We start from the raw sequence: 15,864 nt of genomic DNA, 5'->3' as shown, positions 1-15,864 counted from the left end.
GTTCTCGCCGCCACCGGCCGTTCACGCCGGTCCGGACCCCCACCGGAGCACCGTCTGCCACGGCTTCCCGGGGCTCCCGGCGGGTCCCCGCGCAGGCCCTCCCCTCCGTTCCGCGACACGCTCCGGCCGCTCGTGGCACCGACCCCGGGGCGGCACGGGCTCCCCGACCTCCGCCCCGGCGGCCGAGGCTGAGCCGGGCGGCGTCAGGGGCCGGGACGGACGCCGCTCACCCCTCCTCCTCGGCCCCGCGGGCGGGCTCCCGTCGGATGCTCTCCTCCCCCCCGGCTCCGCCGCGCGCGACGCCCGCCTCCCCGCGCGCCGCGCGGGACCCGCCGGGACGCGCCCCGCCCATGGGGGCGCGGGGACGCACGCCCTCCGGCCGGGCCGCGGCATCGGGCCGGACCGCGCGCCGCAGGGCCCGGTGCCGCGTCCGCAGCCGGGCGGGGTGCCCGTCGGCCGCGGCGGTGGGGTGCGCCCGGGGCCGGGGCACCGCCTGGGCCCCGGCCCCGGGGGCCACGCCGCCGTCATCCGTCCCGGACCCGGCGGCGCCCTCCGTCCCGCCCTGAACGCCGCCCCCGGTCACCGCGCCGCCCGCCCGGTCGGTGCGCAGACAGCGGCGGATCGACTCGGGATCGAGCCCCTCGTTGCACGCCTGGTGCAGCAGGCGCGCGAAGAGGTAGTCCTGATCGGCGCCCAGGGCCATGGCGAGGGCCTCCCGCGCCTCCAACTCGTCGCCCGTGGACCAGGCGACCCAGCCCGCGAGGCTGAGCGGCGCCGCCGCGTGCTCGCCGTAGGGGCCGACGCACCGGCGGGCCAGCGCGCGCCAGAGCCGCAGCGCGGGGCCCGCCTCCGCGCCCTCCATCCATCCGGCGGCCCGGTCCCGGGTGGTGCGGTCCTGGAGGCCGAGGACCAGGGCGGCGGCCTCGTCATGGGTGATCAGCCGGTCGTCGCGCCCGTCCGCCGCGGCGGTGCCGGACGCCGCCGGGGCCGCGGCCAGTCGGTCCATGAGGCGGGAGGCCAGGTCGAGCGTGTCCTCGGCGACGTCCCCGCGCCGGGTGGTGTCGAAGATCCGGGAGATCAGCGCCGAGCCCGCCGCGTCGAGGGCGCTCTCCTGCTCGGCCGCGGCGGCGCCCTCCCAGGGCAGCAGCCGCCTCCGCAGCTCCCGCAGCGAGCCCCGCACCTGGATACCGGCGTAGGCGGCGGCCGCCGCGAGCACCGAGGTGCCCGGCAGCCCCATGGGGACGCCCTCGGGCGGGCAGTTGACCTCGTCGTCGTGGCAGTAGGACCAGAAGCGCCCGTCGGAGATGCAGAGCGCCTCGACCACCGGGATGTCGAGGGCACCGCTCTCCAGGCGCAGGGTCTGCGCCAGGGGCCGCAGCCGCTCCATCACCTGACGGCCGGACTCGCCCGGGGCCGGCTCCTGGCAGAGATAGGCGACCATCCGCACCGGGCGGGTGCCGCGGCGCTCCCCGCCGGCCACCAGGCCGCGCACCAACTCCCGGGCCGCTCCCGGCCAGTCGTCCGGCCCGGCGGGGATGCCGAGCCTGGCCCGGCCGCCGAACCGGCCCTGCCCGTCCCGGTCGTACAGGGCGGCCAGGACGATGCTGTCCTCCGGCCGGTGCCCGAGCAGATACGGCAGGGCGTCCGCCAGCTCGGCCGGGGTGCGGAGGGTGACCTGCGGGTCGTCGTCGGCGGCTTCGCGCGCTTCGCTGCGGTTCGTCATGGATCGACGATCTCGCGAATCACGGAATCCCGCTGAGCCCTGTGGACAACTCTCGCCCCGGACATGACACCCGTCTCACGGCGGCCCTCACCAGGCGTTCCCGGTCCCGGGCACACACCCGGCGCGCGGTGCCCGGCCCCCGGGCACACACCCGGCGCGTCCCAGCGGGGAGGCGTGGTCCGGAGCGGCCGATCCGTCCGGAGGCCACCGCCCGGGGGTCCTGAGGCCTTTCTGGCAATTCCCGTCTGCCCCACGACACCATGCACGCACTCCCGCCGCGCCGACCCCGGCCCCGAGTACGTCCAGCACGAAGGCCCGGGGCCGGGGCGCCGGGAGCACGCACCCGACGCCGCCCGGCCGCCCGGGCCGCCCCACGGGCGACGACGGCCATGGTCGGACAGGCCCTAGGAACCGGCTCCCGCCCCGGTCTCCGGGGCGGGCTCGGGCAGCGTCGGGCCCCGCAGCCGTCCCCCCTCGTACGCCTCCAGCACCGCCCGGCGGCGGAGCTTGCCGCTGCTGGTGCGGGGGAGCTGGCCGGGGCGCAGGAAGTGGACGTCCTGGGGCCGGACGGTGACGCCGAGGGTGCGCACGAGCTGGTCGACGACGCGGGTCCGGCAGCCCTCCGTGTCCTGGCGGGTCTCCCGGCAGGAGTCGGTGAGGACCAGGATGTTCCCCCCGCTCTCCACGACCGCGGTCCGGCCCTGGCGCACGAACGGAAGTCGCTCCACCGCCTGTTCGAAGTCCGCGGCGAACAGGCTCTGCCCGTTGACCTTGATCCGGTCGCCGTCCCGCCCCGTGACGAACAGCTCGCCGCCGTCGAGGAAGCCGATGTCCCCGGTGGGGTAGAAGCCGTCGTCGCCCGCCAGCGTGCCGCTGCGGCCGAGGTAGGCGGTGGCGAGACTGCCGCCGGACAGTTCGATCAGGCCCAGTTCGTTCTCGCCGCAGATCCGGCCGTCCCCGTCGCGCACACGGACGGTGAACTCCGGCATGGGCCGCCCCACGCAGACGGCCGGGACGCCGGAGGGCGCGGGCACGGTCCGGACGCCCTGGCCGGGTTCCCTGCTGGAGACCAGCAGGACGGCCTCGGCCATGCCGTAGCAGGGCATGAAGGCCGTCGACCGCAGCCCCGAGGGCTCCATCAGGGCGGTGAACGCCTCCAGGTTGGGGATGTTGATCGGCTCGCTGCCGAGGTAGACGGCCCGTATCCGGGAGAGGTCCAGCTCCGCGAGTTCGGCCGGGTCCGCGTCGGCCATCATGCGCAGCGAGTAGTCGACGGCGAAGTTGGGGATGACCGTGCCCATCACCCGCTCCGCGGACAGGTGTTCCCACCAGCCGCGGGCGTCGAAGAGGAACGAGGTCGGGTCGGCCAGGAGCAGGTCGCAGCCCACCCGGAAGCACGAGAGCATCCCGCCGACCAGGCCCATGTCGTGGTAGAGCGGCAGCCAGCTGCTGACCCGGTCGCCGGGGACCCGGCCGTCGGTGCGGGTGATCATCCCGAGGTTGGCGCGCAGCCTGCCGTGCAGGATCGGGATGCCCTTGGGGAAGGAGGTGGAGCCCGAGGAGAACTGGACGAAGGCCGTCTCCTCGTCGCCGGGCACGCGCAGCACCGCGGGCCCCCGCCGCGCGCCGGACGCGAGCGGCCCGGCCGGAGGCAGGGGCAGGGCGGGCGCGGGCAGGGCGACGGGGGCGAGGCTCGGGACGGCGAGGACGTGGTCGGCGCCGTGGTCGCGGGCGATCCGGTCGAGGAACTCCTCGTAGGTCCGCAGCGGGGTGCTGAGCGCGAAGGGCTTCACGCACAGCGGGAGCGCGCCGATCTCCATGAGCGCGAAGAAGGAGAGGATCACCTCGGCGGAGGTCTCGAAGGGGAACAGGACCCGGCTGCCGGGACGCACCCCGTGGTCGCGGAGGAAATCGGCACTGGCGGCGACCCGTCCGGGGAACTCCGCGTAGGGAACGGACTCGGGGGCCTCGTCGAACTTCCCGTACAGGTACAGGCCCTGGTCGGAGAAGCCGTCACGGGCACCCAGGAATTCCAGCATGGCGGTCCTTCTACTCCGTGTCCGCGTCGGCGCCGGTGCCGCCGCCGTTCGTGGTACCGGTGCCCGGCGCGGTGCGCCCGCCGCCGGCAGTGGTGTCCCGGTCTCCGGCGCCGGGCGTGGTGTCCGGGTCCACGGCCTCGGCCGTGGTGTCCGTGTCCCCCGCGCCGGCCGGGCCGTCGGCGGGGAGGGTCCGCCGCATCCACTCCACCAGTCGGGGCAGCACCTCCTCGGCCGCCCGGCGCCCGCGCAGCACGTCGACGTGGCCCGGGTCCCAGGAGAGCCCCGACTCGCGGCCGAAGACCGTGCACCTGACGTCGGAGCCGAGGTGCTGGGCCAGTTTGCGGGCACGGGCGGGCGAGGCGTGGAAGGTGTCGGCGGCGCCGACCCCGACCAGCGCGGGCAGCGTCACCTCGGCGAGGGCCGCCCAGTAGTCGGTGCCCCCGTCGGCGCTGTGGAAGCCGCCCCTGGGCGCCCAGTCGGCGAACTGCCGCATCAGGCCCGCCGGTTCGTCGAAGCGCCCCTGCTTCAGGGCCCGCGCGGGGAACCGGCCGACCAGGCGGGACAGGGTGGCCGCGAAGAGGATCTGGGCGCGCTTGGGCAGCCCGCCGTCGCTGTAGTCGTTGACGGCGGAGGAGAGGGTGACGACCCCGGCGAGCCGCCGCTGCAGTTCGGGCGCGACACCGAGCGCCGCCAGCGCCGCGTAGCCCGCCATGCTGTGCGCCAGCAGGAACAGCGGGCCCGGGTGGCGCTCGGAGACGGCGCGCACGAGGTCGGGGATGTCGTGGCGGACGTAGGTGTCGAAGTTCCAGTCGCCCGCGCGCCCTCCGTCCGCGCGGCGGCTGGGGCCGTGCCCGCGCAGCGAGGCGGCGTGGACGGCGTACCCCTCGGCGAGGAACACGTCGGCCGGGCTGCGGCCCGCGGTGCCGAGGAAGAAGGTGCCGTCCGCGAAGAGGCCGGGGAGGAAGAGCACGCCCGGGGTCCCGTCACCGGCCCGGCCGTCGCCCGCCCGGCGCACATGGAGTTCGTGACCGTCGCTCGTGGGGACCCAGTACGCGCTCTCGTACGGCGCTGCTGCCGTGCTCATCGTGGTCTGCTCTCCCTCGTCGGACTCAACGGGTGCCCTCGGAGGGGCACTTGGGGGCGCTCAGCCGGCGACTACGGCCGAGAGGTAGTCCTGGAGCGTGATCGGGCAGCGTTGACGGGCGTCCAGGAAGGCGACGGTGACCAGGGCCTCGGCCGCCGGTTCCCGTGTGCCGGGCAGACGGACGCGCTGGCGCAGCAGGGCGCGGAAGGTCAGGGCCTCGTCGGCGACCTCCTCGGCCGTCGGCGACTCCAGTTCCGTGACCACCTCAAGCTGTCCGTAGGGCAGTTCGGCGCGGTAGTCGATCTCGATCCGGGCGACCACGGCGACGGCGTCCCCGCCCGGTTCGCCGCCGATCCGGCGCAGCCAGTCACGCCGTCCGGCCTCCAGGTACTCCAGGACGACGGCGTTGTTGACGTGTCCCAGGGCGTCGAGGTCGTTGGGGCGTACGGAGAGGGAGAGGCGGGTCGCGTCGTGGAGCACGGGAGGTCGTCCGTCCGGGTGCCGGGAGCGGAACGCCGCCGACGGTGGACCCGTCGGCGGCGCCGGTCAGTTGTCGAGCAGTTCCATCCACTGGTCCTCGACCTCGTCGGCCGAGTGGGTGGTGATTCCGGTGATCTTCTTCAGGGCACCGCAGATGAGCTGTTCCTTCTTCTCCATCGCCTCGGGCCGGAAGTCGCTCCCGGTGGTGTCGAGGTGGTCCCACCAGTTGACGTGGGTGCCGCGCTGCTCGCGTCCGCTGCCCTGGAGTTCACCGTCCTCGCGCAGGAACAGATGGGCCACCGAGAAGGCGTCCTTGGGGTGGTACTCGCCGCTGTCCACCAGCGCCTTGGCGAAGGCCACGAAGTAGTTGCGGTGCTGGATCTCGTCGGCCGCGACCTGCTTGAAGATGCGGCGCAGGCCCGGGTCCTCGATGACGTGCTGGCACTGCCCGTAGTTGACCGCCGCCGTGATCTCGGAGATGGCCAGCAGGACGAGGGTGCGCAGCATGTTGTCGTCGGGGAAGACCTGCCGGAACTCGATGAAGGTCTCGTTGGAGATCGGCTCCATGCCGGTGACCGCGGCCAGCCGGTTGAAGACGGTCTCGTGGTGGGCCTCTTCCTCGTTCCAGTAGCGGCTCCAGGTGCCGCAGGCCTCCATGACGGCCGCGACCGCCGGGGCCTTCGCCCGCCAGTGACGGCACTCCGCCTCGGCCTGCCGCTCCAGCCGGTCGGCACCGGGCTTGGTGGTCAGCTCGGCCCGCCCGGCGTTCCAGACGAGGATGCGGTCGCGCTGGGTGAGGCTGTCCACGTCGACGTCCGCGAGCATCTCCACGACGCTCCAGCGGCGGGACTCGTGCAGGCGGTGCTGCTCCCAGGTGACGTCGACCAGCGACATGCCGCGCGTGGTGAGGGCGTCGTAGAGGTCGGTGATGATCGCGGGCGGGGCGTCCGCCCGCTCGGCGGAGCCGGGGCGGGCGGCGGTCTCCGGCGGGCGGATGCTCACGCGCTCTCCTCCTTCTGCGCCTTGCGTTCGCACTCCTCCAGGAAGAGCTTCACGACCGACGTCATCGGGGTGTCCAGGGGAAGTGCCGGAAGCCGTACCCGGATCCCGTGGTCCTTGCGCAGCGCGTTGGCCGTGCGGGCGAAGGACTCCATGAGGTCGATGCTGTTCGTCATGCGCGAGCTGCGGCTGATCACATCGGCCAACGTGGTGTCACCGCTGAACAGTTCGGCCTCCGAAAGGCCGGAGTGCTCGGCGAATGTGCGCCGTATGTACGAGTCCAGTTCGGCTGTTCTCATGGGGCCTGACCCTACCTTCGCGCCGCCCGGCAATCGGGTGTTCGGACATAAGTTTTGGTTATCGCGCGCCCGCGTCCGGGCGTTGTCCCCCTGGTGCGCGCCGCCGCGGCGCAGCCCGGGGGCGCGGAGGACGGGGAGGGGCCCGCCCAGCGGGGCGGCGGGAACCGGCCAGGAGGCGAGGCGAGCGCTCCAACTCGGTTGCTTTTTCGCTCCGTTCGAGGAAGAGGACTCCGTCGACGGCCTTCGGGCACGGGGAGCGGAGGGACCGCGGGCGAAGCCGGGGGCGGCGGCCGGCCACCGCCGCCCCGCCGCCGGGCGGCAGCGCCCCTCCCCTCACCGCACCGCCCATCCGTTCCGGCGGGCCCACCCTCCCCATGTCCCCATCCCCCTTGGAAGTGCGCCGAGTTGGCTCCGTTCCACGCCCGCACCCACCCGGCTCCGGCACGGGCCGGACGGGGCGCGTCCGGCACCCCGCCGGGGGACGAACCGCGTCCGGCGGCACGCTCCGCCTCCCGGCAGCCCCATCGTGCGGGAGCCCCGTACCCACCGGCCCTTTCCACAGCCGTCACCGAATAGCCCTGCGCTTTACGCCCGCATTACCCACCCGGCGGCGCCGCCAATCCGCATTCGCTACCATCGAGTTCTACTCTCCGGTATGCGATTGTCCGGACCTGGAGCCCCCCACCGGATCGCCGGTAACTAGGATCACCACGGCACCAGGCGGTCCGCACGCCCTGCCCGTCCACCCGGGCCGCTCACCCAACTGCGCGGCGAGACACGTACCTTGACGCAAAATATCGCCCGAAGATACTGTCAGAACGAACGTTCGTACACTGTGGGGGTGGTGTCCGTGTTCCGACCCGCGGAGGAGTCGACCTCCGGGCCGGGGAGCGGGCGGCATCCGTGTTCCGACGGGGGTGTCGAACGAATCCACCCGGTGCGCCCCGTGCGGCGCGGGACGGCGGTCGGCCCTTTCCGGAACACTCGGGTCCGGTGAATCGACCGGTAACTCCTCGGCGCGAAAGGGAATTCCGGGAATTCCAGGCCCACCGGCGCGGTCGGGACCGTTCCGTACACATCGCAAAAAATGGGGGGCTCATATGAAGGCCGAGGAGGCGCCGGAGCGTATCGATGTCCCGGCGGTGCCGTACGTCCGGGCGGATCTCGGGCTCAGTCGCCTGCGGTCGTTCGTCTGCCTGGCCGAGGAACTGCACTTCGGCCGGGCGGCCCAGCGCCTGCACATCAGCCAGCCGGCGCTCAGCCAGCAGATCGTGCGCCTGGAACGCGAGGTCGCGGCCCCCCTGCTCTGGCGGACCAACCGCGCCGTGGGACTGACCCCGGCCGGGCGGGAGTTCCTGCGGGGCGTCCGGGCCGCGCTGCGCGTCCTGGAGGAGACCACACACGCCACCCGTGCGGCCGCCCTCGGCCGCGCACCCCTCGTCCTCAGCTACGTGCCCCATGTCTCCGGCGACCCCGAGTCCTTCGTCGAGGCTCTCTGCCGGGCCCTCCAGGAGCAGTTGTTCCGCGCCCATGCCGTCCGCGTCGCCCGGCACAGCCTGGAGGAGCACCGCAGCGCCCTGCGCGACGGACGCGCCGTGCTGGGCGTCCGCCCGACGGACGGGGCTCCGGACCTGCACGGGCTGGGGTCGGCGGACATCGTCGTGCCCGCGGACCCGGCGGGCTGCGGGGACGGCGGCTCCCACCGGCTGCGGCTGAGCTGGCCCGACTGGGCGAGCCCGGCGGAGGTGGACCAGTTGCTCGCGGTGGCGCAGAGCCTCACGCCCGTCCCCCAGGGCTGACGCGCCCGGCGCCGCCGTACGCACCGGCCGCCGCCCTACCCACCGCGCCGCTCCCCCGCCCTCGGCACCCCGGCGGTGCGGCCCGTCACCGTTCGGGGCGCAAGACCGGGCCCGGCGCACACCTGGGCCCGCACCTGGCCCCCTCGCGGGCCGTCCCGGCCGAGGCCGCCCGTCCCCACCCCGCCCCGCTGGGGACCCGGGCCACTCCGCACCCGATCCGCCCCCGCACCCGCCCCCGCACGGCACGGCACGGCACGGCACCAGGACAGCTCGGGTCCGCTCAGCGGTCAACAAAACTTCCCGCACGGTCGTGTGCTCAGTACGATGCAATTCCCCCCACCACACCAGCCCAGCGGCACCCCTGTGCCGGGCACCGGGCGGGTGGCCGCCTGCGACGAGGAGAACCGCCATGACCGAGAGGCGCGTTGACGGCCGGATCGAGCGAGGCAACCAGACCCGGCGGCTCGTTCTCCGGCACACCGTCGGCGTGGCGTCGCGGGAGGGACTGGAGGCCCTGTCGCTCGGTCGCCTGGCGGCGGAGCTGAAGCTGAGCAAGAGCGGGGTGTTCGCGCTCTTCGGCTCCAAGGAGGGACTCCAGCTCGCCACGGTCAGGGCGGCGTCGAGGATCCACGTCACCAGCGTCGTGCAGCCGGCGCTCGCCCAGCCGCCGGGGCTGCGCAGGGTCCGAGAACTGAGCGAGGCGTGGCTGCGCTACTCCCGGGAACGGGTCTTCCCCGGCGGCTGCTTCTTCCAGAAGGTCGTCCCCGAGTACAGCTCCCGTCCCGGGCCGGTGCGGGACGCCATCCGCTCGGCCGACGGCTCCTGGCGGGCCTTCGTGCGCCAGACCGTCTCCGAGGCGCAGGAGCTGGGTGAGCTGGGGACCCGGACGCCGGCCGACCAGATGGCCTTCGAGCTGACCGCCCTCTGGGAGGCGGCCAACGCCCGGTCCCTGCTGACCGAGTCCGACCTGCCCTACGCCCACGCCCGCACCGCCGTGCGCTCCCTGCTGGCGGACGCGGCGGCGGTGGACTCCGGCTTCCTGGGCGACCTGGCCGAGCAGCCGGTCGGCACCTGACCCCGCACCCCGCCGCCCCTGGGCCACGCCGCCCGGGGGACACGGACCCGTCACGCGCGGCACCCAGCGGGACGAGCCGTCCCGGGACGCACCCCCGTCCCGCCACCCGAGGGACCGCGCACAGACCCGCCAAGGGCCAGGGGCCGGTGGGAGCGGCCCTCCGCGGACCCGGCGAGGGCCCTCCTCAGTTCCCCACCGCCAGCACGAGCGGCAGCACCTCCCCCGCTCCCGCCCGCCGCAGCAGCCGCGCCCCCACCGCCAGGGTCCACCCCGAGTCGATGACGTCGTCCACGAGCAGCACCGGGCCGGGACGCGCCGCGAGCGCCGCGGCGAGGTCGTCCGGAACGGCGAACGAGTCGGCCAGCGCGCGCAGCCGCTGTGTGGAGTTGCTGCGGTGCGGGGGAAACTCCCCGGCCTGCGGGGTGAGGACCGGACCGCCCAGGAACGGGAGCCTGCCGACCCGGGCCAGCCCCTCGGCCAGGCTGGTGACCAGCCGGGGACGGGTGCGGGAGGGCATGGCGACGACGGCCACCGGCCGCTCCGCCGCGCCGGGCCCGGATTCGGCCCAGCCGCCCGGGGACCGCGCCCAGTCGGCCAGCACCTTGACGACCGCGGCGAGCACGTCCTCCGGGACGGGTCCGTCGGCGGCGCCCGGCGCGAGCAGGGGGCGCAGGCGGTTGCCCCAGCCGATGTCCGACAGCCGCCCGAGGGCCCGCCCGGCGGCGGCCTGCTCGTCCGCGCGCATACGGCCCCGCAGCTCCAGGCCCACGCCCGCGAGACCCCTCGGCCACATCCTGCGGGGCTCGACCTCCACGCCCGGCCGGTTCAGCTCGCCCGACGCGGACTCCAGCGCCCCGGTGGACACGCCGGAGTCGAACCAGGGTCCGGCACATGTGTCGCAGCGCCCGCACGGCGCGGCCTTCTCGTCGTCGAGCTGCCGCCGCAGGAACTCCATCCGGCACCCGGTGGTCGCCACGTAGTCGCGCATGGCCTGCTGCTCGGCCTTGCGCTGGCGGGCCACCCACGCGTAGCGCTCGGCGTCGTACCGCCAGGGCCGCCCGGTCGCGATCCAGCCGCCCTTGACCCGCTGGACGGCGCCGTCCACGTCGAGGACCTTCAGCATCATCTCCAGCCGCGAGCGCCGCAGGTCCACCAGGGGTTCCAGGGCGGGCAGCGACAGCGGGCCGACCGCCGTCCCCAGGACGTCCAGCGTGCGCCGCACCTGCTCCTCGGGCGGGAAGCCGACCGAGGCGAAGTACGCCCAGATCGCCTGGTCCTCGCGGCCCGGCAGCAGCAGCACGTCGGCGTGCTCCACCCCGCGCCCGGCGCGGCCGACCTGCTGGTAGTAGGCGATGGGCGAGGCGGGCGAGCCGAGGTGCACCACGAAGCCCAGGTCCGGCTTGTCGAAGCCCATGCCCAGGGCGGAGGTCGCCACCAGCGCCTTGACGCGGTTGGCCAGCAGGTCCTCCTCCGCCTGCACCCGGTCGGCGTTCTCCGTCCGGCCCGTGTAGGAGGCGACCTCGTATCCGCTCCGCCGCAGGTACGCCGCGACCTCCTCGGCCACCGCCACGGTCAGCGTGTAGATGATCCCGGAGCCCGGCAGGGTGCGCAGCCGGTCCCCCAGCCACGCCAGCCGGTGCGCCGCGTCCGGCAGCTCCAGCACGCCGAGGCGCAGGCTCTGCCGGTCCAGGGGACCCCGCAGGACCAGGGCGTCGGCGCCGCCGGTGCCGAGCTGGTCGGCCACGTCGGCGGTGACCCGCGCGTTGGCGGTCGCGGTGGTGGCGAGCACCGGGACGCCCTCGGGCAGCTCCGCCAGCATGGTGCGCAGCCGCCGGTAGTCGGGGCGGAAGTCGTGCCCCCAGTCGGAGATGCAGTGCGCCTCGTCCACCACGAGCAGGCCCGTGGCCGCCGCGAGGGTGGGGAGCACGTTCTCGCGGAAGTCCACGGAGTTGAGGCGCTCGGGGCTGACCAGGAGCACGTCGGCCTCGCCACGGCCCACCTCGGCGCGGATCGTCTCCCACTCCTCGGGGTTGGACGAGTTGATGGTGCGCGCCCGGATCCCGGCCCGCTCGGCCGCCGCGACCTGGTTGCGCATCAGCGCCAGCAGCGGGGAGATGATCACCGTGGGGCCCGCGTCGCGCCGCCGCAGCAGGGCCGTGGCGACGAAGTACACCGCCGACTTACCCCAGCCGGTGCGCTGCACCACCAGCGCCCGGCGCCGCTCGCCCACCAGGGCCGCCACCGCCTGCCACTGGTCCTCCCGCAGCCGTGCCGTCCCCTCTGGCGCCCCCACGAGCCGTGCGAGGACGGTGTCGGCTTCGGTGCGCAGTTCCTGGAGGTCCATGGCGCCCATGGAACCCGATGGCACCGGAGAACCGCGAATCCACCCGGTGCCGTCCGGCCACGCGCGGAACACGCGGTCGCGGCGGCTCCCCCCGCGCGGCCGGACGCCGCCCACCCCGGCCGGCCCGCTCGCCCCGTGCCGGACGCGGCGGCCCGGCCCCGGCCGGGGACCGGCGGGCTCCCTCGGCCGGCCGCAGGGTCCCGACGGTGACCGGACGGAGTCGTCGCCGGTCCCGGCCACGCCCGGGTGGTTCCGGCGGGGCGTGTCGCTCCGGGGCGCGTCCGCCGCCCGGCCCCGGCCACCCGGTCCTCCGTGCCGGGCCCCCGTGCCGGGCCACGGCTCCGGGCCGGGAGCCCGGTACCGGGGGGCCGGTCGCCGCCGGGGCACCCGGGGTGGGGATATAGCGAATAGTTCACCCGATACCGGTCGGCGGTTCTTTTTGCTCGTTGCCGCATTCCTGTTCGACGGCGAGAATCGGAGTCCGCTCCCCGCACGGCCCGGTGCCTTCCGGCAGGGCTCCGCTGCGGTGCGCGCTCCCCCGATCCATCCCGCCCGCCGTGCGGGCGCGTAGCCGAAGGGAGGAACGTGACCTTCGGATTCGCTTCGTCATCGTCGGCCCCCGTGCCGCCGTCCGCCACCTCCGCCGCACGCCTGCTCGAACCGGCCGAGTGGGCCGCCGCCGGGATACCCCTGCTGCGCAACCCCCGGGAAGTCGTCAGCGGGCTGCACTCCCGGCACCGTCCGGGACCGGCGACCGCGGTCGTGGCCGTGTTCGATCCCGACGAACGGCTGCGCGCGAGCGCGTCCTTCACCAGCAGGCGCGTCCAGCCCGACGGCTGGATGTTCCGCAACGCGCTGCTCGCCCAGCTCCGCCGGGTCATCCCGCACGATCTGCGGCGCCGCACTCCGGTGCGCACCGCGGTGCTGCTCTACTGCCGCGAGGGCGACGGGCGGTGGACGGAGGTGGACGGCGCGTGGATGTGGGGCCTGCGGGACGCGTGCACCCTGCACGGGCTGCGCTGCGGGGCGTACATCACGCTGACCCGGGACGGCTGGCAGGTCCTCGGGGAGGGCCGGGGCGGCCGTCGGCCCAACTCCCTGTCCGCGCCGGAGCCGTTCGCCACGGCTGAGGCGCCGCCGCCCGTGCCGCGCACCGGCGGGGTCGCCTCGGACGTGCTGCGCCGCGCGGCGGCCCGCTGAGCCGGGCGCACCGGAGCACCGGTGGGCCGCACCGGCGGCCCGGAACGGACCCGCCCGACACGGCACCGCTCATCGCCCGGCCGCGGCCCCCGCCCGTGAACCGCCGCGCGCCCGCACCGGGAGCGGCCCGCGGTGCCGCGCCCCGAGGGCCCGACTCCCGTACGTCCGCGCCCCGGAGCACCTCGACGGCACGCGCCGCGGCGCCGGGGCGGAACGCCCGGCGGAGCCGGGACGGCACACGCCCGCCGGCGGGCGATGTCACGCCCCCGGCACGCCGCACGGCACGCCGGGCGCCCCCGGAGGCCGCCGGAACCCCGGACATGACGGTGCCGCCGGATCGCCGCACCCCGTGCGTGCCCGGAGGCCGTGCCACCGGTGCGGGCCGCCCGTCCCGGCCGTACCCGGGCATGGCGGAGCGGGCCGCGGCGAAGGTGCCACGACCCGATGGGCCACGCCACCCCGCCCGGCCCCGGCCGCCGCTCGCCCACCGGACCGGCCGGTGGCCGGAGCGGCGGGGCGGACGGACGGCGGCACCGTTCGGTCCGGCGGGCGCCGGGCTGGGGCCTCTCGTTTGGATCATGCCGGGCTCGCGGAATCCGGCCCGATCCAGACGAAAGACCCTAGACGCCCGCGCCCAGCGCCGATTCGACGTTCTGCGGGTCGCCGCAGACGATCATCAGAGCGCCGGCCCGGGCACGGGCCGTGGACAGGGCGGTACCCGCCGCGTCCTCGGAACCGCCGTTGAGCGCGACCACGACGACGGGCCGCGACGCGGCACGGCCCGCGACGGCGGCGTCCGCGTAGAACACGTCGTCGCCGGCGTCGTGCTGCGCCCAGTAGGCGGCGTCGCCGAAGGAGAGCTCATGGGCGGCCCACGGATGCGGTCGACCGGTGGTGATCACCAGCACCTCACCGGGAGAGCGGCCCGAGTCGAGCAGCAGGTCGACCGCTTCCTCGGCGGCGTCCAGGGCGCCCTCGGGGGCAGCCGGGATCACCTGGAGCTGCGGAGTGGCAGTGGCCGTGACCGCCGGAGCGGTGACGGCCGGGCCCGACGGAACGGGCTCGGTCTCGGCCGCCTCGCGCGGGGCGCGTTGCGCCGGTGCCGTCGGCCGCGGGGGGCCGGGACGACCGGGGCGCGGCGGAGCCGCGGGGCGGGGGCCGGGGACGGGGCGGGGGGTCGGCGCGGTGCGGCCGGTAGCCGGAGTGGCGCGGGGACCCTGGGCCTTCTCGTGAATCTGAGGCTCCTCGGGAATGAGAGGCATGGGCTGATGTTAATCAAACATTGGTGCGGTACGCGCGGGCAGGTGACACATCCGCGCGACCGGATTCGTCAGAAATCGAAGCCGAGCTGACCCACGATCTCCGGAACGCTTCCGTCCGCCCCGCTGCGGGCCTTCTTCAGGTGCCGCCACTGGGGCAGCGCATCAAGATACGCCCACGACAACCGGTGGTAGGGGGTGGGGCCCCGCGTCTCCAGCGCGGCCCGGTGCACGGGGGACGGATACCCGGCATTGTCCGCGAACCCGAAGTCCGCGTGGTCGGTGCCCAGTTCGGCCATCGCACCGTCGCGCTGGACCTTGGCGATCACCGAGGCCGCCGCGACGGCGACGCAGGACTGGTCGCCCTTGATGACCGTACGGACCTTCCAGGGCGCACCGAGGTAGTCGTGCTTGCCGTCGAGGATGACGGCGTCGGGCCGGACGGGCAGGCCCTCCAGGGCGCGCACCGCCGCGAGCCGCAGCGCCGCCGTCATGCCCAGGGCGTCGATCTCCTCCGGGGAGGAGTGCCCGAGGGCGTAGGACGTGACCCAGGTGCGCAGTTCGGCCGCGAGCGCCGTGCGGCGCCTGACGGTGAGCAGCTTGGAGTCGGTGAGCCCCTCCGGGGGCCTGCGGAGCCCGGTGACGGCCGCGCAGACGGTGACCGGACCGGCCCACGCGCCCCGCCCGACCTCGTCGACACCGGCGATGATCTTCGCTCCGGTCGTTGCGCGGAGGGAGCGCTCGACGGTGTGGGTGGGTTGTTCGTACGGCATGGCGCCCCTAGCGTACGCCGCACCGGGCGCGCCGCGACACCCCCGGTCCCCACAAGCCCTCCACACCCGGCGGAGGACGGCCCGTCAGGTTCCCGTCGGGCGCAGCAGCGGAACCATCACCCGGTCGATCAGCTCCTCGATCTCACCGTCCGCCCATTCGCTGCCGTACACCTTGGTGCGGTACATCATCATCGCCGGGATCACATCGACGAGATGGCCGTCGGCCGCGTCCGGGCGCACCTCTCCACGCTCCGCACCACGGACGATGACCTGGCGGAGCATGGCGACGGTGGGCCCGACCAGCCCTCCGAGGATCACGGCCCGGAAGCCCTCGGCGTCCGCCGGATCGCATTCGTGAATCACCGAGCGGAGGGCGCAGCCGGACCGGGAGAACATCGCGTCGCGGACCCGCAGGCAGAGCCAGAGCAGGTCGTCGCGGACGCCGCCGAGGTCGGGGACGGCCTCCAGGCCGGGCAGGGCCGAGCGCAGGGCATCGGCGACCAGCTCCTGCTTCGAGGGCCAGCGGCGGTAGACGGCGGCCTTGCCGGTGCGGGCGGCGACGGCCACCCCCTCCATGGTGAGGCCGTTCCAGCCGACGGTGCCGAGCTGCTCCAGCGCGGCGTCGAGGATGGCGCGTTCCAGGACGGCGCCGCGCCGGCGGGAGGGCGTCGGGACGGACTCGGCAGTCCGGTGCGAAGCAACCATGGGGGATCTCCAGGAGCGGTACGGGGTAGCGGAGCGGGTCGGGTCGGGACCGGCGACGGGCGCACCCGGAGCAGGGGGACGGAGC

At 75.2% G+C, this 15,864-nt stretch carries 13 protein-coding genes; 3 read left to right on the top strand and 10 right to left on the bottom strand.

Translation table 11 applies throughout. The features are described 5' to 3' along the window. Positions 1–226 precede the first annotated feature (226 nt). The 6 genes from GTY84_RS24980 to GTY84_RS24955 form a co-directional block, all read right to left on the bottom strand. A complete protein-coding gene (locus GTY84_RS24980) occupies positions 227–1,723 on the bottom strand; it encodes a DUF4192 domain-containing protein (protein ID WP_161228643.1) in 1,497 nt (498 codons plus the stop codon). A gap of 404 nt (positions 1,724–2,127) precedes the next feature. Then, positions 2,128–3,762: an AMP-binding protein gene (locus tag GTY84_RS24975; RefSeq protein WP_161228642.1), complete on the bottom strand. Its 1,635-nt coding sequence runs from the start codon at positions 3,760–3,762 to the stop codon at positions 2,128–2,130. A gap of 10 nt (positions 3,763–3,772) precedes the next feature. Continuing rightward, positions 3,773–4,846 carry an alpha/beta fold hydrolase gene (locus GTY84_RS24970; RefSeq protein ID WP_161228641.1) on the bottom strand — a complete coding sequence of 358 codons (1,074 nt, stop codon included), beginning with the start codon at positions 4,844–4,846 and terminating at the stop codon, positions 3,773–3,775. Positions 4,847–4,906: 60 nt separating this feature from the next. Next, entirely contained in the window at positions 4,907–5,326 is a 420-nt protein-coding gene (locus tag GTY84_RS24965; RefSeq protein ID WP_161228640.1) for an acyl-CoA thioesterase, read from the bottom strand. Between the two features lie 66 nt (positions 5,327–5,392). Then, positions 5,393–6,328 carry a ferritin-like domain-containing protein gene (locus GTY84_RS24960; RefSeq protein WP_237532639.1) on the bottom strand — a complete coding sequence of 312 codons (936 nt, stop codon included), beginning with the start codon at positions 6,326–6,328 and terminating at the stop codon, positions 5,393–5,395. Continuing rightward, entirely contained in the window at positions 6,325–6,624 is a 300-nt protein-coding gene (locus GTY84_RS24955) for a hypothetical protein (RefSeq protein WP_161228639.1), read from the bottom strand. The genes GTY84_RS24960 and GTY84_RS24955 overlap by 4 nt, the downstream gene beginning before the upstream one ends. Positions 6,625–7,724: 1,100 nt before the next feature. Here GTY84_RS24955 and GTY84_RS34735 point away from each other — a divergent pair. After that, the gene (locus GTY84_RS34735; protein WP_272919269.1) at positions 7,725–8,423 is read left to right on the top strand and encodes a LysR family transcriptional regulator; all 699 of its coding nucleotides are present in this window, start codon (positions 7,725–7,727) and stop codon (positions 8,421–8,423) included. Positions 8,424–8,832: 409 nt separating this feature from the next. Next, positions 8,833–9,498, top strand: a complete 666-nt coding sequence (locus GTY84_RS24945; RefSeq protein WP_161228638.1) for a TetR/AcrR family transcriptional regulator — start codon at positions 8,833–8,835, stop codon at positions 9,496–9,498. 184 nt (positions 9,499–9,682) lie between these two features. Here GTY84_RS24945 and GTY84_RS24940 read toward each other — a convergent pair whose 3' ends face one another. Further along, positions 9,683–11,842, bottom strand: a complete 2,160-nt coding sequence (locus tag GTY84_RS24940; protein ID WP_161228637.1) for a RecQ family ATP-dependent DNA helicase — start codon at positions 11,840–11,842, stop codon at positions 9,683–9,685. A gap of 585 nt (positions 11,843–12,427) precedes the next feature. Between GTY84_RS24940 and GTY84_RS24935 the strand changes: the two genes are divergently transcribed. Then, positions 12,428–13,042 carry a hypothetical protein gene (locus tag GTY84_RS24935; protein ID WP_161228636.1) on the top strand — a complete coding sequence of 205 codons (615 nt, stop codon included), beginning with the start codon at positions 12,428–12,430 and terminating at the stop codon, positions 13,040–13,042. Between the two features lie 620 nt (positions 13,043–13,662). Here the strand turns inward: GTY84_RS24935 and GTY84_RS24930 are convergent. The 3 genes from GTY84_RS24930 to GTY84_RS24920 form a co-directional block, all read right to left on the bottom strand. Further along, positions 13,663–14,304 carry a hypothetical protein gene (locus tag GTY84_RS24930; protein WP_161228635.1) on the bottom strand — a complete coding sequence of 214 codons (642 nt, stop codon included), beginning with the start codon at positions 14,302–14,304 and terminating at the stop codon, positions 13,663–13,665. Between the two features lie 68 nt (positions 14,305–14,372). Further along, positions 14,373–15,074 carry a ribonuclease HII gene (locus GTY84_RS24925; protein ID WP_161228634.1) on the bottom strand — a complete coding sequence of 234 codons (702 nt, stop codon included), beginning with the start codon at positions 15,072–15,074 and terminating at the stop codon, positions 14,373–14,375. Positions 15,075–15,158: 84 nt separating this feature from the next. Next, a complete protein-coding gene (locus GTY84_RS24920; RefSeq protein ID WP_161228633.1) occupies positions 15,159–15,779 on the bottom strand; it encodes a TetR/AcrR family transcriptional regulator in 621 nt (206 codons plus the stop codon). Positions 15,780–15,864: the final 85 nt, after the last annotated feature.

This window comes from Streptomyces sp. SID8352 (assembly GCF_009862265.1).
Classification (GTDB): domain Bacteria; phylum Actinomycetota; class Actinomycetes; order Streptomycetales; family Streptomycetaceae; genus Streptomyces.
Note: the sequence above shows the minus strand (reverse complement) of the source record. Positions and strands in the feature narration are given on the sequence as shown.